The organism is Marinospirillum alkaliphilum DSM 21637, from assembly GCF_900119735.1.
Lineage (GTDB): Bacteria > Pseudomonadota > Gammaproteobacteria > Pseudomonadales > Halomonadaceae > Marinospirillum > Marinospirillum alkaliphilum.
Window position 1 is genome coordinate 79,990 of sequence record NZ_FPJW01000002.1, and the last position, 23,619, is coordinate 103,608.

Genomic DNA, 23,619 nt, shown 5'->3' on the forward strand with positions numbered 1-23,619 from the left:
CTGTGAAAACAACTAGTTGGATTTATCCTGAAAGAAAATGCGATAAACACCGTAGGTGATCATGCCAAAGGCGGTAAACCAGCTCATGATGGCAATGTATTGCACGAAATAACCGATGGAGATGCCGAGGAACTCCGTTACTTCACCGCGACGGATGGAGCGTTCACCCAACTGGTAAATCCGGTTCCCGAGGTAATAGAAGGAAGCAGTAATCACCAGTGCAGAGAGTAATGCCAGCCCTTTAACAACGTAGTGATGCAGGTAACGATCCAGCAAATCCACCACGATGTGGCCGCCGCGCCAGGTCACAACGGGCATGGCTGCAAAAACCATCAGTGCCATACCGATTTGCGTCAGCTCAACAGACCCCGGTAGCGGATTATTAAAGACATAACGTCCAACAACATCGATGCAGGTAATCAGCATCAGAGCCATCAGGACTACGGCAGCAATCAATTCAAGAAGAAAGGCCAGCCAACGGACTGGCCCCTTCTCGTCATAATGCGCCTTTAACCAGGACACAAATGACATGTTTGGCTCCTAGTTCTTCGCTGCATACTCGCGAGCGATACGACGCAGGTCAGCCAGAGCTGCTGCGGCATCAACACCGGTACGTCTGACACTGTCAATCCAGGCCTGATCCATTCCTTTGCTCAGCTCACGGAATTCACGCACGATGCGATGATCATCGCTCAGCTCCATGACATTAACCCCTTGGGAGCGGGCAAAAGCGATGCCTTCAACGTCATCTTGATCCCAGGCTTTACCGGCCATCACAGAGAACTTGTAGCCAGAAACACGGCGAATGGCTTCAGCATCACGTGGATCAAGTCCCTTCATGAACTCTGGATCAATAAAGAAAGCAAAGCTGCCCAGGTACATGCCACCGGGTAACAGTGTCAGGTTGGGTGCCACTTCAGCCAGACGGGCTGAGCGCTGCTCGCCAGCGGGCATAAAGACGCCGTCAGCGACGCCCTGCTGCAGCATTTCATAGACCTGTGGGCCGGGAGCAGAAACGGCGGATACACCCATGCGTTGACCCAGCGCAGCCTGCACACCACCACCAATACGAATACGCTTATTACGCAAATCAGCCAGGCTGTTGATGGGTTCGCGGGTGTGTATCTGACCGGGGCCATGAGTAAACAGGCCCAGCAGTTCTAAGCCCTCATACTGGTCGGCTTTGGCGAAGTGTTTTTCATGTACCTGCCACAAGGCGGCTGAAGCTGCTTCGGCGGTAACACCCAGACCGGGCTGTTCAACGGCCATAGGCAAGCTGAAACGGCCGGGCAGGTAGCCATGGAAGCTCCAACCTGCATTCATTACGCCGTCTTCAACCATTTGGTAGAAGGAAGCTGGGTTGCCCAGACCTTGTTCAATGCGTACGCGTACACGGCCTTCAGTGGCCTCTTCGACCCACTGGGCCCAGGTAGGCAGAGCAGTTGCGTTCATCGGGTTGCTGGGTGGCATCCAGGTGCCTACGACCAGGGTAGTGGATGCAGCAACCAGGCTGGATCCGGCCATACCCAGAGTGAGCAGGGAGGCGGTAGCCAGGGTTTTGAAGTTTTTGCCTAAGAGTTTCATGGCGTGTCTCCGGTAGTATTTTTATTGTGTTGCATGTGGTCCCCTTGTTTTTTTGAGTGGGTGACCAACATGACTGTTCTGGAAACGGATGGCAGTTGCACTGCACTTCGTCAGATTGTTGCGGTGTGCCTCGGATGATGGGCAAACCTTGTTATTGTTGAAGTTGCGGCATCCTCCTCTGGTTTGTTTTCTGCCGGTGGCATGGGTTATTGGGTAAACAATGGATGAATGTTGTTTTTGTTGAATTTAAGAACCGGGTCCAGCTCGGTCATTTCAAATGAAATCTGGCAGTAGCTGTGGTCAGTGATGGGTTTCATCCAGTTGCAGAGAATCTCAAACACCCGTTCTGCCACCTGTTGTTTGAGTGCCATGTCCCGACCGTGGCCGATTTTCAGATTCAGATTGATGAAGGCGAAGTCAGCCCGTCCATCTGCAACCCGGAAATCATCACAACGGATGGCGCGGCTACGCACACCACCGATTGGAAAGGCGCCGGTAGAAACCACGTATTCATGCAGCTCCTGAAACAGCGGCTGAAACTCCAGTCGGTGGTGCAGGTTGCCTGAGTATTCCACGATGAAATGCGGCATAAGGCTTCTTACTCCTGGTGATGGTCCGAGCAATGGTGCGATGGGTTATTTGGCTGCAGCAAAAGTACCTGCGCCACCCTTGTGTCAAATCTAATTAACATATTAAGTTTTGTCAACGCTACCAAAAGCCGGTCGTGACTGACCGGTTTTAGTGGCCAAGACGTGCTGATTGTCGAGTCAGTGTCAGTGCAACCAGAGATCCCAGGCCGGTTGCACCAATAACCAGGGCCATGGCCAGGGGGCTGCCATCATGCAGCCAGCTCACCAGGCCACTGGCCACGGCTCCCAAGCCAAACTGGCAAGCCACGGCGATGCCTGCAGCGGCTCCGGCGCGTTCGGGAAAGTGTGACAGCAGGCTGGCCATGCAGTTGGCACCCAGTACCCCGGTAACACTCACAAAGCCCAGCAGTGCCACCACAATCAGTGGCAGGCCACCCCAGCCAGTGATTCCGGCAGTGAGCATCAATAGCCCTGATGAGGCTGCCAGGGCGGCAGCCAGCCACAGTAGCCGCTGGGTACCCAAACGGCCGACATAACGAGCATTCAGGCTCACCAGCAGGATGATGCCGCCGATGTTCAGACTGAATAACCAGGCGTAGGTTTGTGGTGAAATGCCAAAATAATCGATGTACACAAAGGGTGAGGCAGTGATGTAGGCAAACATGCCGGCAAAGGTCAGCGACATGCACAGGATGTAACCCAGTGCCACGGGGTGCAGCAGGATGAGTCCATAGGCTTTGAATACCGCAGCAAGGCTGCTGCCTCTTGAGCTGCCGTGGTGGGTTTCCGGTATTTTCCAGATGCAAGCCAGCAAAACCAGCGCAGCAAATACAAACAGCACCACAAACAGCGAACGCCAGCCAGTCAGCAGTATCAGGTAACCACCAATCAAGGGGGCCATCAGGGTGGCAATCATGGTGACCAGATGCATCAGCGATAACACGCGTGCCGCTTCATTGAGCGGAAAGAGGTCTCGCACGATGGCGCGTGCCAGTACCGATGCGGCAGCAGCCCCCAGTGCCTGTAAAAAGCGTGCAGCAATCAACCACTCTGCCGAGCTGGCCAGCAGGCAGCCAATGCTGGCCAATAAATAGAGGCAGATGCCACCCAGTAACAGTGGGCGACGGCCCACCTTGTCGGATAGCGGGCCGTAAAACAGCATGCCAATAAACAAACCAACCAGAAAGCTGCTGATGGTCAGTTGGATATCCGCTTGGCTGGCGCTCAGTTCTTCTGCGATCAGCGGCAAGCTGGGCAGGTACATGTCGATGGACAAGGGGCCAAAAGCAACCAGTGCTGCCAGCAGTACAATCAGGCGATGGGGTTGAGTGATGGTCACCATCTGGGGGTTTGCTCCTCAGGTCCTGCAGGGTTGAGTCAAATGGCCGGACGGGGTTGTTTCCAGCCGTAATAATGGGTGGCAATGGCCAGCAGGGTCGCCAACAGGATGCCGACAAAAATCCAGCCGACGTCCATGGCCATAAACCAGGGCACGGACTGAGCCAATAAGGAGCCAGTCAGTAGCTGGATAAACCCCATCATGCCGGATGCTGTGCCGGCGGCCCCCTGGGTACTGCTGATGGCTGCTGTCTGGGCATTGGGTTGGCTCAGTCCGCGCCCCAGCACCAGCAGCGCCATGGGAAGAAACAGGCTGGCAAAGGTGAGTCCGCTGACCAGATAAAACCCCAGCAGCAGCCCAGCACCGGTGAGTGCCAGCAGATTGCCGCTCAGCAAGACCTGATCCATGGAAAAATGGTTGGCCAGGCGTGTGGCAAGAAAACTGCCCAATAAAAAGGAAAAGGAAATGGTCAGGAACCAGAAACCGAACTGGGCCGAGTTGCCTTCCAGTGGGCCAACCACCAGATAAGGTGCACTGCCAACAAACAGATAAAAGGCACAGGCCAGGGCCGTGGTGGAAAATACATAACCACGATAGCGTGCTGTGCCCAGTACCAGCAGGTAACTGCGCAGTACCGCCACGGGGCGGATGCTGCTGCTGCGCTGATGACAGGTTTCTGGCAGGAACTTCAGGGCCACCAGCCACACCAGGCTGCCCATTACCACCGACAAGTAAAAAATGGAGTACCAGCCGGTCCACAGGTTCAGCAGACCACCCACCGCTGGTGCGATTGCCTGAGCCAGGGCAATGGCCATGACCAGATAACCCATGCGCCCGGCAGCGCCTTCACGCCCATGAACATCCAGCAGGATGGTGCGTGCCAGCGCCATCGCGGTACTGCCACCCAGTGCCTGCAGGATGCGGCCAACAATCAGCACTTCCACGGTTCCGGCCAGAGCCGCTACCAGACTGCCCAGCACATGCAGGCCAAAACCGCACAAGAGCACTGGGCGTCGGCCAAAATAATCACCCAACTGACCACTGATCAGTTGACCCAGTGCCAGGGTCAGCAGGTAGAGGGTGAACGTCAGCTGGATGGTGGCGTTATCGGTTCCCAGCGCTTGCGCTGCATCCGGCATGGCCGGAACAAAAGCATTCAAGGCCAGCGGGCTGGCCATGGCGATGAAAATCAGCAGTGCAAGCGGTGGGTGGGTTTTCATTGTGTCATTAATGGGGGTTGCGAATGACGAGTAAACGCAGTTCCGTCATGTCTTCGATGGCATAACGCACACCTTCACGTCCCAGGCCGCTATCTTTTACACCGCCGTAGGGCATGTGATCCACACGCCAGGAAGGTACGTCACCAATCACTACTCCACCGACTTCCAGTTCGTCCCAGGCTTTCTGGATCTTGTAGATGTCGCGGGTAAAAATACCAGCCTGCAGGCCAAAAGCTGAGTCGTTGACTGTTTTCAGTGCTTCATCAAAATCACTGAAACTGGACAGGATTGCAACCGGACCGAAGGCTTCTTGGGTGCAGACATCCAGCGCAGGATCAACATTCTCCAGCAGGGTTGCCTGCAGCATGGCACCCTCGCGAGCACCACCGGCCAGCAGTTTTGCGCCCTTGGCAATGGCATCCAGCACCCAGTTGTGCAAGCGTGTGGCTTCTTTCTCGGAAATCATGGGACCAATAAAGGTCTGTTCATCTTTCGGGTCACCAGAGCGCAGCGCCTGAACCGCTGCAGTCAGCTTGTTGCGCACTTCATCGTAATGGCTTTCGTGCACCAGAATACGCTGCACACTGATACAGCTCTGGCCAGACTGGTAATAGGCGCCAAATACAATACGGGCTACGGCATCATCCAGATCGGTGCCTTCATCAACAACACAGGCAGCGTTGCCGCCCAGCTCCAGTACCACCGGCTTTTTACCCGCTTTGGCTTTTAATTGCCAGCCTACTTCAGGTGAACCGGTGAAGCTGAGCAGTTTCAGGCGATCATCGGTGGTGAACAGATCAGCACCATCCCGATGGCAGGGTAAAACCGAAAAAGCTCCTTTAGGCAGGTCGGTTTCAGCCAGTACTTCACCAATGATAATGGCGCCGATGGGTGTCAGGCTGGCTGGCTTCAGTACAAACGGGCAGCCAGCAGCTATGGCTGGTGCCACCTTGTGGGCTGCCAGATTCAATGGGAAGTTGAATGGTGAAATAAATGAGCAGGGGCCAATCGGTACACGCTTCCACATGCCGGTGTAACCCTTGGCGCGTGGGCTGATATCCATCGGAACAACTTCTCCTCCGATTCGAACCGCTTCTTCAGCGGCAATGCGGAAGGTATCGATCAGGCGAGTGACTTCACCACGGGCATCTTTGATGGGCTTGCCCGCTTCAATACACAATGCCTGGGCCAGCTCTTCGGCGCGCTCTTCAAAACGCTTCACGCAGTGATTCAAAACGGCTTGGCGCTGGTAGGCCGGCATTTTGCGCATGGGCTCAGCGGCTGCTTCGGCTGCGGCAATGGCTGCATCAATGGCAGTGGCATCCGCCATTGCAACGCGTGTGGCTACTTCACCGGTGTATTTATCATATACCGCCAGATCCTGATTGGGTGCACAGGCTTCGTTGGCCAGGTAATAGGGGTAGGATGCTTGCAACATGGGAAAAGATCTCCGGCACTGGGCCATCAAGGCCAAAAAATAAGGCAGCCGCCCGAAGCCGGCTGCCAGCAACACCAATCAATTACAGGACGGGGAATACAACGTTGGCCTGGCCGGTGCCGGAGCTGGGGAAGTATTCGCCGATCAGTTCACCCTTGCCGGTGTATTGATCCCAGCCCAGCGCACCAAACAGCATGGCGGTATCGTGCATACCACCTTCGCCGGAGCAGTATTGGGCATACTCGGGCAGCATTTTCAGGAAGGTGGCAATGTCACCTTGCTGCCACAACTCCAGTACCCGCAGATCCACCTGACGGTTGAACTCACGCGAGATAGTGAAGGTGCCGTTGTTGGCAGCATAAAGTTCGTTTTCCCAGATCTTGTGAGACAGGGAGCCGGATGCCAGCAGCATCACCTTGCTGTCGCTGGCTTCAATTGCTTCGCGGATGGCTTCACCCAGTTTGCGGGAGTCCTGCAGGTTGTGCACTGTGCACCAGGCGGCCACTGAGACCACTTTCAGATCGGCTTCCGGATTCATGAAATACATTGGAACCAGGGTGCCGTATTCCAGATCCAGGGTTGGTACCTGATGAGACAGGGTGTGTACACCCTTTTCAGTCGCCTTGGCAGCAATGGCGTCACCCAGTGCTGGATTGCCACGGTAATCATAAGCCAGGTTCTGGATGAAATGGGGGAACTCGTGGCTGGTGTATACGCCTTTAAATTCAGCGTTGCTGTTGACATGGAAACCGGCATTCACCAACCAGTGGGTATCCAGCACCACCACAGTATCAGCACCCAGTGCGCGCGCACGGCGTGCAATTTCCTTGTGACCGTCAATGGCTTGCTGTCGGCAGCCGTGAAGTTTGCCTGGCTGTTCAGACATTAACATGGTGGGTACGTGAGTGATTTTTGCTGCGAGTACGATTTCGCCCATGGTAAGCACCTTCTTCTTTGTTGTGGTTGGTGGTCGCATTATTTAACATGTTAAGTATTAAGCAATGCTAGTCCAAAGCTTCTGCAGCTGTCAATCCGTCCCTTTCTGCTTTGGTGAAGTCATTTCATGGCCGTTTCAAGCCGGGGTTGGTGAGGTTCTAGCCCAGTGATGGCGGACTTTCCAGCGGGCTAGAAGGTGTTTATGGATCAGGCTAAAACAGGAAAGTGCAATAAATAAAGTATTTTTTACCTTTCTGCTCGCGAATTTGTCTGACCATAATTTAAACAAGTTGCATCCGCTGCCCGCCTCATGGCTCTCAAAACACAACAACAGCTCAAAACGAGAGGACACCGCTTCCATGAAACAAGTTAACCCGATGCTCAACAAGCTTCAGGAAATCCTGCCTGCCATTCGTGCCAATGCGCCGAAAGCGATCGAACTGCGCCGGGTTCCGGATGAAAACATTCAGATGCTGCATGGCATCGGTCTGAATCGTGCTTTCCTGCCAAAGGCCTACGGTGGCCTGGAGATTTCCCTGCCAGAATTTACTGACTGTATTGCTGCGCTGGCCGGTGCCTGCTGTTCCACTGCCTGGGCTTACAGCCTGTTGTGTACCCATAACCACCAGATGGCCATGTTCAACAAGCAGGCTCAGGATGAGTTCTGGGGTGAAAACCCTGATGCAGTGGCTTCCAGCAGTATTGCCCCCTTTGGTAAATACGAGGAAGCAGAAGGCGGCATCATTTTTACCGGTGATATGAAGTGGAGCTCCGGTGTGGATCATGCTGACTGGATCATTGTTGGTTTTGTGCGCTCCAGAACACCGGAAGAAAAAGCCTACAGCTTTGCAGTGATTCCACGCAGCCAGTTCACCATCATTGATGACTGGTATTCTGTGGGCATGCAGGGCAGTGGTACCAAAACAGCCCGCATTGAAAAGGTGTTTGTGCCTGAACATCGCATCCAGGCCGCGGCAGACATGATGGAAGGTCGTCATGCCGGTCGTCCGCTTTATCCAGACAGCAAGATTTTCCATACCCCTTACCGCCCCTACTTTGCCAGTGGTTTTGCTTCCATGAGTCTGGGTGTGGCGGAGCGCATGATCGAGGTTTACAAGGACCTGACCAAAAACCGCGTGCGGGCCTACACCGGTGCCGCTGTGCGTGAGTCGATTCCACCGCTCTTGCGCATTGCCGAGTCTTACCAGCAGGTGGCAGCAGCACGTGCCTATCTGGAAAAAACCTGGAATGAACACAAGGAGTATGGTGAACGTCATCAGTATCCAGATCGTTATACGCTGGCTCATTGGCGTACCAATCAGGCTTATGCCGTCAAGATGTGTGTGGAGGCGGTCAACCGTCTGTGGGCCGTCATGGGTGCATCCTGCTGGTATGAAGACCGTGAAGCCCAGCGCTTGTGGCATGAGTCCAACATGACTGCCGCCCATGCTTATACGGATTATGATGTCTGTGCCCAGATTCTGGGTCGTGAGCTGCTGGGCATGGAGCCCGATCCCGCACTGCTTTAATCCCGCAATTCACCCGGTGCAATCTAAAGGTTGCGCCGGGTCCGCACTTTCTTTTTTTGAACCCGTTATCAGGTGCCGCCATGAGCCACACTGTCACTGAATTCGACTCCAGAGCTTTCCGTCGTGCGCTGGGCAACTTTGCCACCGGCGTTACGGTTGTGACTGCCGCTACACCCGATGGACAGAAAACCGGTGTAACCGCCAATAGTTTTAACTCTGTATCGCTGGAACCACCGTTGATTTTATGGAGTATCGATAAACGCTCTGGCAGCTGTGCTGTTTTTGAGCAGGCCAGCCATTTTGCTGTAAACATCCTGGCTGCAGATCAGATGGATACCTCTAACCACTTTGCTCGCCCTGGTGAAGACAAGTTTGCAGGTGTTCATGCCACAACCGGATTGGGTGGTGCGCCGTTACTGCCGGATACAGCGGCTTGTTTCCAGTGTGAAAGTTACCAGACTGTTGACGGTGGAGATCACTGGATTCTGATCGGTAAAGTGGTGGCGTTTGAAGACAGTGGTCGTGCGCCCCTGGTTTATCATCAGGGCAGTTATGCGGTAGTGATGCCTCACTCACGTTTTCCTGCTCGCAAGGACAACGAACCGGCTGCCATTGAACGTTTAAAATCCCGCTTTAAAGACAATCTTTATTACCTGATGACTCAGGCAGTGCGGGCTTACCAGGCTGATTATGCACCCCTGCAGCTCTCCACCGGCTTGCGCACCAGTGAAGCACGCATGCTGATGGTGCTGCAGGAAACACCTAAACTCTGTCGTGCTGAATTACTGCGTGAAGTGAACATGCCAGAGGTCGAAGTTGACAATGCGGCAGCCATCCTTCAGCGCAAGGGCCTGGTGCAGTTTGGTGACGACTGTTACAGCATTACCGCAGCTGGTGAAGCCCAGGCTGAAACCCTGTGGGCCTTGTCCCGGCAGGAGCAAGAGAAGATGTTTGGTGATTTCAGCCAGCAGGAGCTGGACACCTTCCGTAAAGTGCTGACTCAGCTGGCTGCTCGTTAAGGTCGCTTCATTTGTAATCCTTGCCGAGCTTCTGTTTTTTCAGCCAGGGGATCATGCGTTCGAAGGCTTCTTCGATCTGATCCATGGAGTTGGAATAACTGATGCGGATGTAGTTGGAGCATTCCTCACCAAAGGCGTCACCGGGGATCACACAGACCCCGGTTTCGTCGAGCAGCTGCAAGGCCAGTTTGCTGCCGTCGGTGCCTCTGGGCAGGGACGGGAAGATGTAAAACGCGCCCTGGGGTACATAACCCTGCAGCCAGGGTGCGTCATTAACCAGCTCCACTACTCTGTCTCGCCGTCGGCGGTATTCACTCACCATGGTGTCGACACAGGAACGATCCCCGCGCAAGGCTGCCACTCCCGCCCATTGTGCCGGGGTGTTGGCCACCGTGGTGGTGAACATGTGGTAACGCCTCAGTTTGCGGATGGCTCCCTGGCTGGAAATGATCCAGCCGATACGCAACCCCGCCATGCTGAAGGTCTTGGAAAAGCTGGAGATCGACATCACGTGATCCAGATCCGAGGTGCAGCTGATCACGCTGGGAAACTCCATGTGATCCAGAATCAGGTGGTCATACACTTCATCGGCAAACACATAAATGCCTCGATAGGCAGCTTCCTGCACGATGGCTTCCACGGTTTCCCGTGGATAAACGGTGCCGGTGGGGTTGCTGGGTGAGTTGAGCACGATGGCAAAGGTGCGCATGCCCATGGCATCAATCACTTCCTGCGGATCGATCTGATGACCGTGTTCGGCACGGGTGGGGATGAGTTTCACCTCACCACCGTTCATGCGAATCAAGGGTGCATAGAGCAGAAAGGTCGGATCGGTGCAGATGAACTGACGCCCAGGTGCCGCAGTGGCCGACAGGGCCAGATACATGGCTTCGGTGGCACCGGTGGTGATCAGGAAGTTCTCTTCGGTCAGGCGATCCACCTTGTAACGCTCAGCATAATAATCGCGCAGTGCAGTCAGCAGTTCCGGCAGACCGGCATCCATGGTGTAACCCGTCTGACCGGCACGCAGGGCATCAATGTGTGCTTCGATGATGTGTTCAGGAGTGGGAAAATCCGGCTGGCCGATGGACAGGTGAATCACATCCTCCTTGCCTGCAGCCATGTTGATCATGCGCCGGATGCCCGGCATGGGTATCGCGTGCATGGAAGGCCCGAACATGGAAACTTCGGAACGGTCGTACATGTCTGTGTCCGTCACACTCATTGGCAACTCCAGGTGGTCAGGTGCTTCCTCCAGATGATCCCCGCAGGGGCATGCGTTCAGGCTAGAAGTCATCCGGCAGAGGGTCAAGCCGAATGGGTTTATCAGGTGCTTTGCTGGCGCGGTGGATTTGACCCTCTGGCTTTCTGGGTCTAGGGTCAAGGTTGTGATCAACAATATACCACCCGTGCCAAGGAGCTTGCTGATGACCGGAAGCACCCGGATTGAAGGGCTGACCGCTCTGGAACTGATTGATCTTTATGCTGCCGGTGAGCTGTCTCCGGTGGAATCCACCGAGGCGTTTTTAAGGCAGATCCATCGTCTGGATGAACAGGTGAATGCCTGGTGTTTTCTGGATGAAGAGACCACCCTGCAACAGGCGCGCGCCAGTGAAGAGCGTTGGATGCGTGGTCTGGAAATCGGGCCGCTGGATGGTGTGCCGGTGGCTATCAAGGATGTGTTTGTGACGGCTGGCTGGCCGAATCTAAAAGGCTCAAAAACCAGCGATGGCAAACCTTATATCGAAGATTCACCGGTGGTGGCCAGTCTGCGGCGTGCCGGTTTTGTGGCACTGGGGCGCACCACCACACCGGAGCTGGGCTGGAAGGGGGTCACCGACAGCCCTTTGTGTGGTGCCACCAATAATCCCTGGGATGTCAGCAAAACCGCCGGTGGTTCCAGTGGCGGTTCAGGTGCCGCGGTGCCGCTGGGTATGGCACCGCTGGCACTGGGCACGGATGCCGGAGGTTCCATTCGCATTCCCGCCGGTTTTTGTGGGTTGGTCGGGCACAAACCCACCCATGGACTGATTCCGATGTGGCCTGCTTCTCCTTTTGCACCTCTGGCTCATCCGGGGCCAATGACCTGGACGGTGGCCGATACAGCCTTGATGATGGATGTGATGGGGTTGCCGGACGCGCGGGACACCACCCTGCCACCACGACAGTCTGAAGCGACCTCTTACCTGAATGCACTGGATGGAGGCATCAAGGGGTTGCGGATAGCCTTCAGTCCGAGGCTGGGGCGGGTGCAGGTGGATCCGGAGGTGGCAGCACTGGTGAAACAGGCCGCTGAGTTGTTGCAATTGCTGGGTGCGCAGGTGGATGAAGTGGATCCGGGATTCGCCGATCCGCGAGACAGTTTTAATGCCCTGTTTTATGGTGGTGCCGCCAATGCCGTGCGCAGCCTGGATGCGGGCCAGCGCGAGCTGATGGATCCCGGTCTGATCGAAGTGGTCAACTGGGCCGAAGGTTTGTCGATGCTGGATTATCTGGCCGCCATGAATGAGCGGGCAGCCCTGACCGAGCAGATGGGGCGTTTTCATGCCCGTTATGACCTGCTGCTGACTCCCAGTCTGCCGATCCCGGCCTTCACTACTGGGCAGGAAGTACCCGATGGTTGGGCTGATTCGCGCTGGCCCAGTTGGACACCCTTCACCTACCCCTTCAACCTGACCGGTCAACCGGCCTGCTCGGTGCCCTGTGGTTTCACTGCTGCCGGACTACCGGTGGGCATTCAACTGGTGGGTGGTCGGCATCAGGATGCACTGGTGTTGCGGGGGGCACACAGCTACCAGCGGGCGGCACCACTGACACATATCCGCCCGGAGTTGTTTGGCCTATAATCCACGGTCATGCGCCTTGACCGCTTTTTAAGCAATCGCCCACACCTCAGCCGTAAAACCGCCCGTCAGTTATTACAGGACGGGCGGGTACGGCTGGATGGCCGGTTGACCTGCGATCCTCATGCTGCCGTGGATGCATTTTCCAGCATTGAAATTCAGCAGCCGGATGGTGACTGGCAATGCCTGCAGCAGGGTGTCCCGCGCTGTTACCTGATGCTGAACAAACCGGCCGGTTGTGTCAGTGCCACCCGTGATCCTCAACACCCTACCGTGCTGGACTGGATTGATGCCCCCTGGAAAGACCAACTGCACCTGCCGGGGCGACTGGATTTCAATACCACCGGTCTGTTGCTGCTGACCAATGATGGCCACTGGTCACGGCATTTGTCCTTGCCGGATTCTGAACTGCCCAAAACCTATCGGGTGACTACACGTGATCCGATCAGCCCTGAAACCGCAGCGGTGTTTCAGCAGGGTGTTTATTTTGCGTATGAAAACCTGACCACCCGACCGGCTGAGCTGCAACTGCTGGCCAGTCATCAGGCACTGCTGACCATTCATGAAGGGCGTTACCACCAGGTGAAGCGGATGTTTGCTGCGGTTGGCAACAAGGTGGTGAGTTTGCACCGGCAATCCATCGGTGCGGTGACGCTGGATGCCAGCCTGCAACCCGGACAGTGGCGCATGCTGACTGCGGCAGAAATCACCCTGCTGGATTGCCGCCCGGCGCGTCATGTTGCTGATGTTCCCGTTGAAATGCAGGTTTCAGTATGAATCCACTCAAACCAGAAACCTTGCAGGGGCGCTGGCTGGATGGCATGCAGGCCGTACCGGCAGCAGACTGGAATGCACTCTTGCCTGATTCGGCTTATCCCTTCCTGCGTCATGAGCTGTTGCTGGCGCTGGAGCAGAGTGGCAGTGTCAGTGCCGCCACCGGCTGGCAACCACAACACTGGACGGCCTGGCAGGAGGGGCGGCTGGTGGCAGCCTTACCCCTCTACCGCAAGTTTCATTCCCGGGGGGAGTACGTTTTTGATTTTCAATGGGCCGAGGCCTACCGTCATTTTGCTGATTCTATTGCTGATGATCCCCTGAGTGGGCCAGCAGGGCAGGATTATTATCCCAAACTGCTCAGTGCGGTGCCTTTCACGCCGGCTCAGGGGCCGCGTTTGCTGCTTGCGGATGGCATCTCAACTGAAGCGGTGCTGAAGGTATTGCAGGAGGCCTTGCAGCAGGAGTTTGATGCCGGTCTGTCTGGCTGGCATCTGTTGTTTGCCGAAGTCTCTCAGGTTAAACCGCTCCGTCAGCACTGGCCGCAACTGCTGGAGCGCCACGCCTGCCAGTTTCACTGGTTCAACCGGGGTTATGCCGATTTTGATGACTTTTTAGCGGGTATGACCAGCAAGCGCCGCAAGGAAATTCGCCGGGAAAGGCGCAAGGTGGCTGAACAGGGACTGGTATTGAAGCGGGTTGTGGGGGCTGCAATCACCGCCGCGCAGTTGCAGGTGTTTTATCACTGTTACCAGATGACCTATGCCTTGAGAGGGCAGCGGGGTTACCTGACCCTGGCCTTTTTTGAACAGCTGTTGATGACCCTGCCGGAGCAGTTGATGCTGGTGCTGGCCGAGCATCAGGGGCGAACGGTTGCAGCGGCCTTGTTCTTTCAGGATGCCACCACACTTTACGGGCGTTACTGGGGCGCACTGGTGGAGGCAGACTGCCTGCATTTTGAAGCCTGTTATTACCAGGGCATCGAATATGCCATAGCGCAGGGATTGCAGCGTTTTGATCCGGGCACTCAGGGTGAACACAAGATTGCACGGGGGTTTGAACCGGTGATCACTCACTCATTGCACTGGTTGCCCAAGGCTTCTTTTGCTGCCGCAGTGGCCGACTTTCTGGAGCGGGAGCGCCCGATGGTGGCGGCTTATCGTGAAGATGCAACCGGCTTGCTGCCCTTTCGCAGCTCGCCGGATTCAATCACTGGCTGATGCTTGCCAGATCACACAACAATTACGTCCTTCACGTTTGGCCTGGTAGAGTGCTGTGTCGGCACGATTGATCAGCTCGTCCTGACTGATATTGTCCTGAACTGCATAAAGCGCAATGCCCAGACTGGTGGTGATTTTGAGTTCCAGCTCATCATGCTGGTAACTGGCTGCCTCCACCGCCAGGCGCAGGCGCTCGGCTACCTGCCAGGCCTGATTCATTTGTGTATCGGGCAGCAGGATCAAAAATTCTTCGCCACCATAACGCCCCAGCAGATCATCCCGGCGCAGTTCATGTTGCAGGGTTTTCACAAAGCCTTTCAGCACTGTGTCGCCCACATCATGACCATGGGTGTCATTCACTCGTTTGAAATGATCAATATCCAGCATCAACAGTGCCAGATGGCGTTCCGGTTGCAGCTCCTGTTGTAGCATCAGGCGTTGCAGTTCCTGCAGGATGCGCCGCCGGTTGGCCACTCCGGTCAACTCATCATGATGGGCCAGAAACCTCAGGCGTTCCTGGGACTCACGGTGGCGGTTGATTTCCTGGTGCAGACTGGCAGTGCGCTGTTCAATGATGCTTTCACGCTGGCTGCGCTCCAGTTGCAGGTATTTCAGCAGCCGTTGCAGACCATAAATGGCCAGCGAGCCGGTGATGCAGAGCAAAAGGAAGGCCAGCAAGTGAGTCTGGCGGCTTTCACGATGCAGGTCGTTGGTCAGGCGTTTTACATAACTGACCGGAAAACTGACACTTAAACCACCACGAAAATCACCCAGTTGATATCCCATGTGGGCATGGCAGGCCATACAGCCTTGTTCCATATAAAGCGGTGCCATGTAACGAAAGCGGTCACCCACTACCTCCACATACTCTGAGAGGGCCTGATTTTTCAGTCGATTTAAGGCCTGACTTTCCCACGCATCCGGCTGGTTGTTCGGGTTCATCAGTTGGTCGCTGGTCAGATTGATTTCCAGACTGCTGCCCCGCATCAGCTCCGCCACCTGGCGAGTCATGTAAGCAGGATTGAGTTTGGTCAGCGCCATGCCAGAAGGGGAAACAATGGTTTTTTCCGGTATATCCAGATAGGGGTTTTCCGGAGTGGTTTCGGTCAGGGGGGCGTATACACCGCCGTGCTGGGCATTCCAGTAGCGCAGGGTTTGCACCAGGTGAAAGGCGACTTCACCACGCTGGCGCGCCATTTCATAACCGGCATCCTGCAGAGTGCTGCTGTTTTGCAGGTATAAAAAACCAACCACCAGCGCCCAGAAAGGCAGCGGTAGCAGCAGACACCAGGGTGAATGAATGACTTTCAGCAACCGCTCGCGCAATGCAGGACTCCGGATTTGATGGATCAACAGCGCAACTTTAGCGTGATTTTTATGCACTGTCAGTCAGGAATAGGTCGCATTCTGTATCAGGAGAGGAGGCTGAAATCATCCGCATCCTGCCAGGCCGGAAAGCTGTTGCGAAAGCCATTCAGCTGTTCGGCGCTGAGGGTGCGGGTTTCCACAAAACGACCACCGGCCTGGTGATCAAGCAGCAGTTGTCCGGCAAAGTCTGCCAGCAGGCTGTCACCGGAATAACTCAACCCCTTGCCATCGGTGCCAACACGGTTCACGCCGGCCACATAACTCAGGTTTTCAATGGCGCGTGCCTGCAGTAGTATGCGCCAGGCATGTCGGCGGCTTTCCGGCCAGTTGGCAACATAAATGGCCAGGTCATAATCACCACGATTACGACTGAATACCGGGAAACGCAGGTCATAACACACCTGTGGCAGTATCCGCCAACCCCGGTAGTTCACCACCAGCCGCTGCTGACCCGCCACATAATGCTCCTGCTCACTGGCCATGCGAAACAGGTGGCGCTTGTCGTAGTGCTGCACCTGGCCATCCGGGGTAACCCAGTAAAGTCGGTTTCGAAAACCCTGGTCATCCTGCACCATCACGCTGCCGGTGATGGCCGCACCGGTTTGTTGTGCCTGTTGTTGCATCCACCGTAGGGTTTCACCCGGTTCCGGTTCGGCCAACTGTTCCGGTGCCATGCTGAAACCGGTACTGAACATCTCCGGCAGGATGATCAGATCGGTGTTGCCCGCCAGGGGTGCCAGCTTGTCGGTCAGCATGCGCCGATTAGTTTCCGGCTGCTGCCAGTGGAGTTCGGTCTGGATCAGGGTGATGCGCAGGTCCTGTGAGGGTGATGAGCGATGCATGGCGGTTTTCCTGAAGCGGGTGGAACGAACAATCACAGTGCTCGCAGGCGTTCAGCTGCCTGTTGCAGGGTGTTGGCACCCTTGGCAAAACAGAAGCGAACCCAGCGCAGGTGTTCCGGTGGCTGCTGGTAAAACACCGACAGTGGAATGGCCGCTACACCGGCTTCCCGGATCAGCCATTGCACAAATTCAGTGTCCGGCAGGTCACTGATGGCAGCATAGTCCATCAATTGAAAATAGGTGCCTGCACTGGGTGAGAAAATAAAACTGCTGTGTTGCAACAGGCCGTTGAACAGATCACGTTTTTCAGCATAAAAATCCGGTAACTGCTGGTCATGTTCGGGGTTTGCCAGCAGGAAGTCACCCAGTGCCAGTTGCATCGGTGTGCTGGTGCTGAAGGTCAGGTACTGGTGCACTTTACGGAATTCTGCCGTGAGGCTGGCAGGTGCCACACAATAACCAACCTTCCAGCCGGTGACGTGATAGGTCTTGCCAAAAGAGGAGACAATGAAACTGCGAGCTGCCAGATCCGGAAAACGGTTCAGGCTGAGGTGCTGCTGTTGATCAAAAACGATGTGTTCATACACCTCGTCAGCCAGAATCAATAACTCAGTGCCTTCAACCAGGGCTTGCAACGCCGTGATGTCATCAGCATGCAGCACTTGGCCGGTGGGGTTGTGGGGTGAGTTCAGGATGATCATCCGGGTACGCGGGGTGATGGCAGCGGCAACCGCCTCCCAATTGATGCGAAACTCCGGTGGCAAGAGGGGCAGGTGGATGGCTCGTCCGCCATTGAGCTCAATGGCGGGCTCGTAGGAATCATAAGCCGGATCAAACACGATCACTTCATCACCGGGGCTGACCACTGCAGCAATGGCCGCAAACAGGGCTTCAGTGGCACCGGACGTGACGGTGATTTCCCGCTCCAGGTCGGCTTCACGCCCGTAACAACGCCTCAGCTTGTCAGCAATGGCACGGCGCAACAGCGGCACCCCACTCATCGGGGCATACTGGTTGGCTCCTTCATGGATGTAAAACCCTACCCGATCCAGCAACTCCTGCGGGCCATCAAAATCCGGAAAACCCTGTGACAGGTTAATGGCCTGATGCTCCAGTGCCAGTTGTGACATGGTGGTGAAAATAGTGGTGCCAACCCTGGGCAACCTGGAAACCAGAGCCGGTGTTGCAAAAGACATGAAAAAGCCCGCCGCATTGAAGTGAACGCTCAGTCTAATGGATTTGAGGGTCTGGGATGAAGCGCTCAGATGGGTGCTTTATATTTATATTTGGAATAAAAATAGAATTTAATATTCCTTTTTGTTGTTTTTAGGGTGCCTTATAGTCTGCCTCATTCGCAGCAAGTGCAGGATTCCGATCATGGCGGCAGACAGGCAGTTTCTGATTCTTCCCGGCTGGCAGGGTTCAGGGCCGGATCACTGGCAAAGCCACTGGCAGGCCTGCTTGCCGGGTGCCGAGCGACTGCAGGTGGCCGACTGGCATCAACCCGATCCGACCGACTGGTTGCAGGCATTGGATCAGCAGGTCAGCCAGGCGGAAAAACCACTGGTATTGATTGCCCACAGTCTGGGTTGCATCAACCTGGTGCGCTGGGCTGCACAGGCCAGTCCGGCACAATTACAAAAGCTGGAAGCAGCCTTGCTGGTGGCTCCGGCAGATGTGGAGCGCACCGGCTGCCCATCGGCCCTGTTGCCTTTTGCACCGATTCCACAAACACCGCTGGCATTTCCGGCACTGGTGCTGGGTTCACTGAATGACCCGGCAGCCAGCGCCGAGCGAGTGGCTGAACTGGCGGGTTACTGGCAGGTTGAGCATCAGATTCTCGGTGCAGTGGGGCATATCAATGTGGCATCTGGGCATCATCGCTGGGAAGAAGGGTTTTACTGGTTATACCGCCTGTTGAAAGAGGCAGATACTTCCGTTCGGGCAGCCTGAGACTTTCTTTTGCACCAGAAAATAATACGCCTATACTCTCAGGGGAAATAGGCACCATTCTGGTGCAAATAAGGGGGTGTCATGCAGACCCGTAGCCTGGGAATAAAAACAAAGCTCATCCTGATGGTCGGCATTCCGGCTTTTTTCCTGCTGATGTTTGCTGGCCAGGGGGTGATGCAGCGCGTCACTCTGGCTGACACCATGCAGCAGTTGGAACAGGGTGTGGAGCTGTCGGTACTGATGGGTTCATTGGCTCATGAGCTGCAGATCGAGCGAGGCATGAGCGCTGGCTTTCTGGGTAGTGGAGGGGTGAATTTTGCAGCAGAGTTACCCCGTCAGCGCCAGGCCGCAGATCAGGCACGTGCAGCATTACAGCAGCGCCTGGAAACGCTGGACATCACGCGTTTCGGTTCTGCCCAGGCTCAGTTGATTCGCACTGCTCGTAGTGGTCTGGATGGTCTGGAAGCCACCCGCACACGAATTACCCGCCAGGATATTGCCGGTCCACAAGCCATCAGTTATTACACCCAAACCATTGCCCAACTTTTAGCTGTGCCAGCCAGCCTGGTCACGTTGAGTGATGATCGTCAGATTTCCCGTCAGGCCCTGGCTTACAGCAACCTGTTGTATGGCAAGGAGCATGCGGGCATTGAGCGGGCGCTGCTGACCAATACCTTTAGCCTGGGGCGTTTTACACCCGAGCTGCAGGTGCGTTATCTGTCTAATGCCGCTGAGCAGCAGAGTTTTCTGCGACAGTTTGCTTTTTATGCCAGTGCGGGTCAGCAGGCATTTTTTGATACCAGTTTGCAGGGGCGTGAAGTGGATGAGGTGGCACGCATCAAGCAGTATGCGGTGGAACACTTGCAGACTGCTCGTTTAACCGTTGAAGCACCTTACTGGTTTGCCCAGTCCACAGCACGTATCAATCAATTGTTCCGGGTGGAGGAACGGTTGGCGACCGACCTGCTGACCTCTGCTCAGGCCTTGATGGTGGGTGCACGCCAGGGCATGTTACTGTTTGGGGGTGTCGCTTTGCTGGTGGTGGTGCTGACGTTGCTGTTGGCGACTCGGTTGATTCATCAGTTGCTGAAACAGTTGGGCGGTGAGCCGGTGCTGGCCATGGCCATTGCTCACAGCATTGCTGAAGACAGGTTGGATCACCCCATTCCCTTGCGTGATGGGGATAACTCCAGCCTGATGGCTGCCATGCATCGTATGCAACAGCAACTATCACAACGGGTTGCGGCCATTCGTGAAGCTGCAGCTGCCATTCATGTGGCGGCCAGGGAAATTTCTGCTGGTAACGCGGATTTGTCACAGCGCACCGAGGAACAGGCTTCCAGTCTGGAAGAAACGGCTTCCAGCATGGAGGAGTTGACCAGCACCGTAAAGCTCAATGCTGAACATGCCGCAGCAGCCAACCAGCTGGCGCTGGATGCCAGTAAAAAGGCGGATGAAGGTGGGCAGAAGGTGGCGCGTGCTGTTGCCACCATTCAGGAGCTGACCCAGAGTACCGACAAGATCACCAGCATCATCAGTGTGATTGATGGTATTGCCTTCCAGACCAATATTCTGGCTTTAAATGCTGCAGTGGAAGCAGCTCGGGCCGGTGAACACGGTCGTGGTTTTGCGGTGGTGGCCAGTGAAGTTCGCACCCTGGCGCAGCGTTCTGCTGCATCAGCCAAGGAAATTCAGCAATTGATCAGTGGTGAAGCTGCTGTAGTACAGCATACCAGTGAGCTGGTTAATGAGGCCGGAGTGGTCATGAAGGATGTGGTGGCGGCCATTCGCAATGTAACAGCCATCATGGTGGAAATTTCTTCCGCCTCAGATGAACAAAGCCAGGGCATAGAACAGGTCAGTCTGGCTGTGAATCAAATGGATGAGGTGACACAGCAAAATGCAGCGCTGGTGGAGGAGTCTGCTGCGGCTGCAGAGTCGTTGGAAGAACTGGCGGGGCAGTTGGAGGAGTCGGTGCGTAGCTTCCAGTTAAGAAAGGTCTAATAAATAGATGGATAAGGTTTGCAACTTGTTGCTTAACTGTTAGTCTTAAAAACACACTTACTGGGAAAGCCCGCATGTCTTTAAACCTGACACGGCTTCATGCACACCGCAGAATCACCGGCAGCTTGCTGCTGCTGGTGTTTGTGTTGGGTTTGTTGCTGCCCGTGTCAGCTCTTGCAGTACCACTGCATGCTTCAGCTGCATCACAACAGATGCAGGTCGTTCCCTGTAATGAAAAGGTGATGGATTCATCGGTCGAATCCAGTGCTGCCTCCTTACCGGGCATGAGTCACTCATCCCATCATGGTCTGCATGCTGCATCTGTAACGGGTGATGCAGCAGAGGACAACTGCCATGAGATGCGTTGCACCCAGTGCAGTTATTGCTCCCTGTTGATCAGTCGTAATACCAGTGATTTGCAACTGCTGGTTGAAACCCCCGTGCTGGCTGCAACTGGCCTGGCCTTCACACTCACCTCCCGCCTGGATCGTCCGCCCAAAAACCCATTGATCTGAATGCTGTTGTTTTTTCAGTCATCAATGAGGTTTTTATCATGCAACGTCGTGAATTTCTGCGCCTGGCGGCGCTGGGTTTTATGGTTACTCCTTTGGCTGCCTGTATGCCGGGTGGTCATGATCATGGCAATGGTTCTGCTGCCGGCCATCAACATGGTGTGAGTGGTACCGCTGCCAATACACCGGACTGGGCTGCAGCACTGCCCCAGCATCAACCCCTGCAAGCCTTGCCGCGCATTGCCAATCAGGCCAGTGCGCCACAGTTTCGTGCCACTTTGAACATGCAGCCCACCCGGGTGCCGCTGACCGCAGATGTGAGTACCGAGCTGTGGCTATACAACGGCAAGGTGGCACCCCTGATTGAAATCACCGAAGGGGATCAGGTGGAAGTGGTTGCCAACAACCATCTGGCGCAACCCACCACCATTCACTGGCACGGCGTCAAAGTGCCTGTCAGTGAAGACGGTGGTCCCCATGACCTGATTCCATCCCACGGCAGTCGCACCTATCGGTTCACCGTCCCGGAGGGCAATTCAGGCCTGCACTGGTTTCATCCACACCCCCACAATTACCTGGCTGAACAGATTGCACACAGTCTGGCCGGTGCCCTGTTGGTGCGTCCGAAGCAGGATCCCATGCCAGCAGCCATTCCTTCTTACCTGTTGATGGTCACTGACCTGCGATTGGATGCCGACGCACGGGTTGCTCCCCATACCGGAGTGGACTGGATGAATGGCCGTGAAGGTGACATCCTGTTGGTGAATGGTCAGCGTAATCCACGTCTGGATGTGGTACCCGGCAGCACCTTCCGTTTGCGGATGGTGAATGCCTGCGCCGGTCGTTATCTGCGCCTGCAGTTGGAAGATCATGGGCTGCAACTGATCGGTACGGATGGTGGTTATCTGGAGCAGCCAGTGGCACTGAACGAGCTATTGCTGGTGCCTGGTCAGCGTTGTGATTTGCTGGTACGTGCCAGTGAGCGCAAGGGGCAGACCTTTGCCCTGCAGAAACTGCCTTATGACCGCGACTGGATGGGACCCGTACCCGCCCACTATACCCGAACCGAAACCCTGCTGACCCTGCATACCTCCAATGCCGATGTGCAGTCGGTCATCCCTTTGCCTGCCCGGTTGACGTCCATTCCTTCATTGGGTGAGCCAGCGGTGCAGCGCAAAGTGGTATTGAGTGAAGAAATGCCCGGTCATGCCATGGGTGGTGCAACGGATGATCATGTTGCCCATGGTGGCCAGACGCAGCAGCCTGGCCATGATGCCCACGCTGATCATGGCAGCCAAGGGGGGCATGGCATGATGGCAGGTGGTCACGGCATGATGAGTGGTGGACATGGTGGTCACGGGATGATGGCTGGTGGTCATGGCGATCACGGCATGATGGGAGGCGGCATGCTGGCTGAGCGTCCGCCTATTCGTTTCATGATCAACGGTGAAACTTTCAAGCCAGGACGCATCCTGTTTGAGGGGCGTGTCGGGCAGGTGGAAGAGTGGGAAGTCTTTAATGAGTCTCACATGGACCACCCCTTCCATGTTCATGGCACCCAGTTTCAGGTGGTGGCAGTACAGGATGCCGGGGGTAACTGGCAGCCACCGGCATGGCGCAGCTGGCAAGACACCATCAACCTGAAACCGAACCAGCGCCAGAAAATTCGTCTGGTATTTGAGCAGCCGGGGGAGTGGATGTTCCACTGCCACATCATTGAACATGAAGAGCTGGGCATGATGGCCAGCATCCTGGTGAAGTGAGGGTACCAATATGATGATGCATTCAATGCAGGAAGGCGGAGCCATGATGGGCTGGATGATGCCCTTGGTCGGATTTGGTCTGTTGTTGCTGGTGGTGTTGAGTATTGCCGCACTGATCAAATACCTGTTTGGAAAAAAATGAAACAAGGGGGTGCTGCATGTCGATCAGTCAATACTGGTGTCGGGTAGGCCTCTCTGCAGTGCTGCTGGGATTTTCCAGCAGCCTGCTGGCGCAGGCCATGACCGTTTACAAATCGGAAAGCTGTGGTTGCTGCAATGACTGGATCGATCACGTTCGTGAGGCAGGCATTGAAGTGGAAGCAGTGGATCTGATTCATCTCAATCGCAAGAAGCAGGAACTGGGAATGCCGCCACAATTGGCTTCCTGCCATACCGCAGTGATCGAAGGTTATCTGATCGAGGGACATGTGCCGGTCAGTGACATCCAGCGCTTGCTGCAGGAGCGACCTGCCATCACCGGGCTGGCTGTGCCTGGCATGCCGCATGGCTCACCGGGTATGGAAACCGGACGATTGGATTCCTATGACGTGATAGGTTTTGATCTGAAAACAGAGCGGCTGGAAGTCTGGTCAAGCTACAACCAATAAGAGCAAACATAACCGGGTCGAGTGAAGCCTGGTGCTTTGATTGCCAGGAGGGTCACCCTGTTTGCTCGGCCTGGTTG

Annotated in this window: 22 protein-coding genes; 11 read left to right on the plus strand and 11 right to left on the minus strand. The window is 55.5% G+C overall.

Annotated features, from left to right (window positions below; all coding sequences use genetic code 11):
* Positions 1–12 precede the first annotated feature (12 nt).
* From BT114_RS03605 to hpaD, 7 genes are all read right to left on the minus strand, one after another.
* Entirely contained in the window at positions 13–531 is a 519-nt protein-coding gene (locus tag BT114_RS03605) for a TRAP transporter small permease (RefSeq protein ID WP_072324982.1), read from the minus strand.
* A gap of 9 nt (positions 532–540) precedes the next feature.
* On the minus strand, positions 541–1,584 hold the full coding sequence (locus tag BT114_RS03610; RefSeq protein WP_072324983.1) for a TRAP transporter substrate-binding protein: 1,044 nt from the start codon (positions 1,582–1,584) through the stop codon (positions 541–543).
* Positions 1,585–1,790: 206 nt separating this feature from the next.
* Positions 1,791–2,174: a 5-carboxymethyl-2-hydroxymuconate Delta-isomerase gene (locus BT114_RS03615; protein ID WP_072324984.1), complete on the minus strand. Its 384-nt coding sequence runs from the start codon at positions 2,172–2,174 to the stop codon at positions 1,791–1,793.
* A 148-nt stretch (positions 2,175–2,322) separates the two neighbouring features.
* Positions 2,323–3,516: a Bcr/CflA family multidrug efflux MFS transporter gene (locus BT114_RS03620; RefSeq protein WP_072324985.1), complete on the minus strand. Its 1,194-nt coding sequence runs from the start codon at positions 3,514–3,516 to the stop codon at positions 2,323–2,325.
* Positions 3,517–3,551: 35 nt separating this feature from the next.
* The gene (locus BT114_RS03625; protein ID WP_072324986.1) at positions 3,552–4,733 is read right to left on the minus strand and encodes a multidrug effflux MFS transporter; all 1,182 of its coding nucleotides are present in this window, start codon (positions 4,731–4,733) and stop codon (positions 3,552–3,554) included.
* A gap of 7 nt (positions 4,734–4,740) precedes the next feature.
* Entirely contained in the window at positions 4,741–6,171 is a 1,431-nt protein-coding gene (locus tag BT114_RS03630) for an aldehyde dehydrogenase family protein (RefSeq protein WP_072324987.1), read from the minus strand.
* An 82-nt stretch (positions 6,172–6,253) separates the two neighbouring features.
* Complete coding sequence (gene hpaD / locus BT114_RS03635; protein WP_072324988.1) at positions 6,254–7,108, minus strand: 3,4-dihydroxyphenylacetate 2,3-dioxygenase; 855 nt, start codon at positions 7,106–7,108, stop codon at positions 6,254–6,256.
* A gap of 358 nt (positions 7,109–7,466) precedes the next feature.
* On the opposite strand from hpaD, the gene BT114_RS03640 reads away from it, so the two are divergent.
* On the plus strand, positions 7,467–8,636 hold the full coding sequence (locus BT114_RS03640; protein WP_072324989.1) for a p-hydroxyphenylacetate 3-hydroxylase oxygenase component: 1,170 nt from the start codon (positions 7,467–7,469) through the stop codon (positions 8,634–8,636).
* 80 nt (positions 8,637–8,716) lie between these two features.
* Positions 8,717–9,655, plus strand: a complete 939-nt coding sequence (locus tag BT114_RS03645; protein WP_072324990.1) for a p-hydroxyphenylacetate 3-hydroxylase reductase component — start codon at positions 8,717–8,719, stop codon at positions 9,653–9,655.
* A 7-nt stretch (positions 9,656–9,662) separates the two neighbouring features.
* Here the strand turns inward: BT114_RS03645 and BT114_RS03650 are convergent, their stop codons facing one another.
* On the minus strand, positions 9,663–10,880 hold the full coding sequence (locus tag BT114_RS03650) for a pyridoxal phosphate-dependent aminotransferase (protein ID WP_072324991.1): 1,218 nt from the start codon (positions 10,878–10,880) through the stop codon (positions 9,663–9,665).
* Between the two features lie 202 nt (positions 10,881–11,082).
* On the opposite strand from BT114_RS03650, the gene BT114_RS03655 reads away from it, so the two are divergent.
* From BT114_RS03655 to BT114_RS03665, 3 genes are read left to right on the plus strand one after another with little or no spacing between them, the layout of a single operon-like run.
* On the plus strand, positions 11,083–12,501 hold the full coding sequence (locus BT114_RS03655) for an amidase (protein WP_072324992.1): 1,419 nt from the start codon (positions 11,083–11,085) through the stop codon (positions 12,499–12,501).
* A gap of 9 nt (positions 12,502–12,510) precedes the next feature.
* The gene (locus tag BT114_RS03660; RefSeq protein WP_072324993.1) at positions 12,511–13,275 is read left to right on the plus strand and encodes a pseudouridine synthase; all 765 of its coding nucleotides are present in this window, start codon (positions 12,511–12,513) and stop codon (positions 13,273–13,275) included.
* Complete coding sequence (locus BT114_RS03665; RefSeq protein ID WP_245770383.1) at positions 13,272–14,492, plus strand: GNAT family N-acetyltransferase; 1,221 nt, start codon at positions 13,272–13,274, stop codon at positions 14,490–14,492. Before BT114_RS03660 ends, BT114_RS03665 begins: the two co-directional genes overlap by 4 nt.
* Here the strand turns inward: BT114_RS03665 and BT114_RS03670 are convergent.
* From BT114_RS03670 to BT114_RS03680, 3 genes are all read right to left on the minus strand, one after another.
* Positions 14,478–15,818, minus strand: coding sequence for a diguanylate cyclase (locus BT114_RS03670; RefSeq protein WP_072324994.1), 1,341 nt, complete (start codon positions 15,816–15,818; stop codon positions 14,478–14,480). The two genes, BT114_RS03665 and BT114_RS03670, sit on opposite strands and share 15 nt — an antisense overlap.
* An 86-nt stretch (positions 15,819–15,904) precedes the next feature.
* Entirely contained in the window at positions 15,905–16,702 is a 798-nt protein-coding gene (locus BT114_RS03675) for an amidohydrolase (RefSeq protein WP_072324995.1), read from the minus strand.
* A 32-nt stretch (positions 16,703–16,734) separates the two neighbouring features.
* Positions 16,735–17,898, minus strand: a complete 1,164-nt coding sequence (locus BT114_RS03680; protein ID WP_072324996.1) for a pyridoxal phosphate-dependent aminotransferase — start codon at positions 17,896–17,898, stop codon at positions 16,735–16,737.
* Between the two features lie 181 nt (positions 17,899–18,079).
* Between BT114_RS03680 and BT114_RS03685 the strand changes: the two genes are divergently transcribed.
* The 6 genes from BT114_RS03685 to BT114_RS03705 all read left to right on the plus strand — a co-directional run bounded on the left by BT114_RS03685 (position 18,080) and on the right by BT114_RS03705 (position 23,542).
* The gene (locus BT114_RS03685) at positions 18,080–18,655 is read left to right on the plus strand and encodes an RBBP9/YdeN family alpha/beta hydrolase (protein WP_072324997.1); all 576 of its coding nucleotides are present in this window, start codon (positions 18,080–18,082) and stop codon (positions 18,653–18,655) included.
* Between the two features lie 81 nt (positions 18,656–18,736).
* A complete protein-coding gene (locus BT114_RS15245; protein ID WP_072324998.1) occupies positions 18,737–20,659 on the plus strand; it encodes a methyl-accepting chemotaxis protein in 1,923 nt (640 codons plus the stop codon).
* 74 nt (positions 20,660–20,733) lie between these two features.
* On the plus strand, positions 20,734–21,174 hold the full coding sequence (locus tag BT114_RS03695; RefSeq protein ID WP_072324999.1) for a hypothetical protein: 441 nt from the start codon (positions 20,734–20,736) through the stop codon (positions 21,172–21,174).
* 38 nt (positions 21,175–21,212) lie between these two features.
* Positions 21,213–22,934, plus strand: coding sequence for a multicopper oxidase family protein (locus BT114_RS03700; RefSeq protein WP_072325000.1), 1,722 nt, complete (start codon positions 21,213–21,215; stop codon positions 22,932–22,934).
* Positions 22,935–22,944: 10 nt separating this feature from the next.
* Complete coding sequence (locus BT114_RS15250; protein ID WP_281249013.1) at positions 22,945–23,076, plus strand: hypothetical protein; 132 nt, start codon at positions 22,945–22,947, stop codon at positions 23,074–23,076.
* A gap of 16 nt (positions 23,077–23,092) precedes the next feature.
* Positions 23,093–23,542, plus strand: coding sequence for a DUF411 domain-containing protein (locus BT114_RS03705; RefSeq protein WP_072325001.1), 450 nt, complete (start codon positions 23,093–23,095; stop codon positions 23,540–23,542).
* The last annotated feature ends 77 nt before the right edge of the window (positions 23,543–23,619 follow it).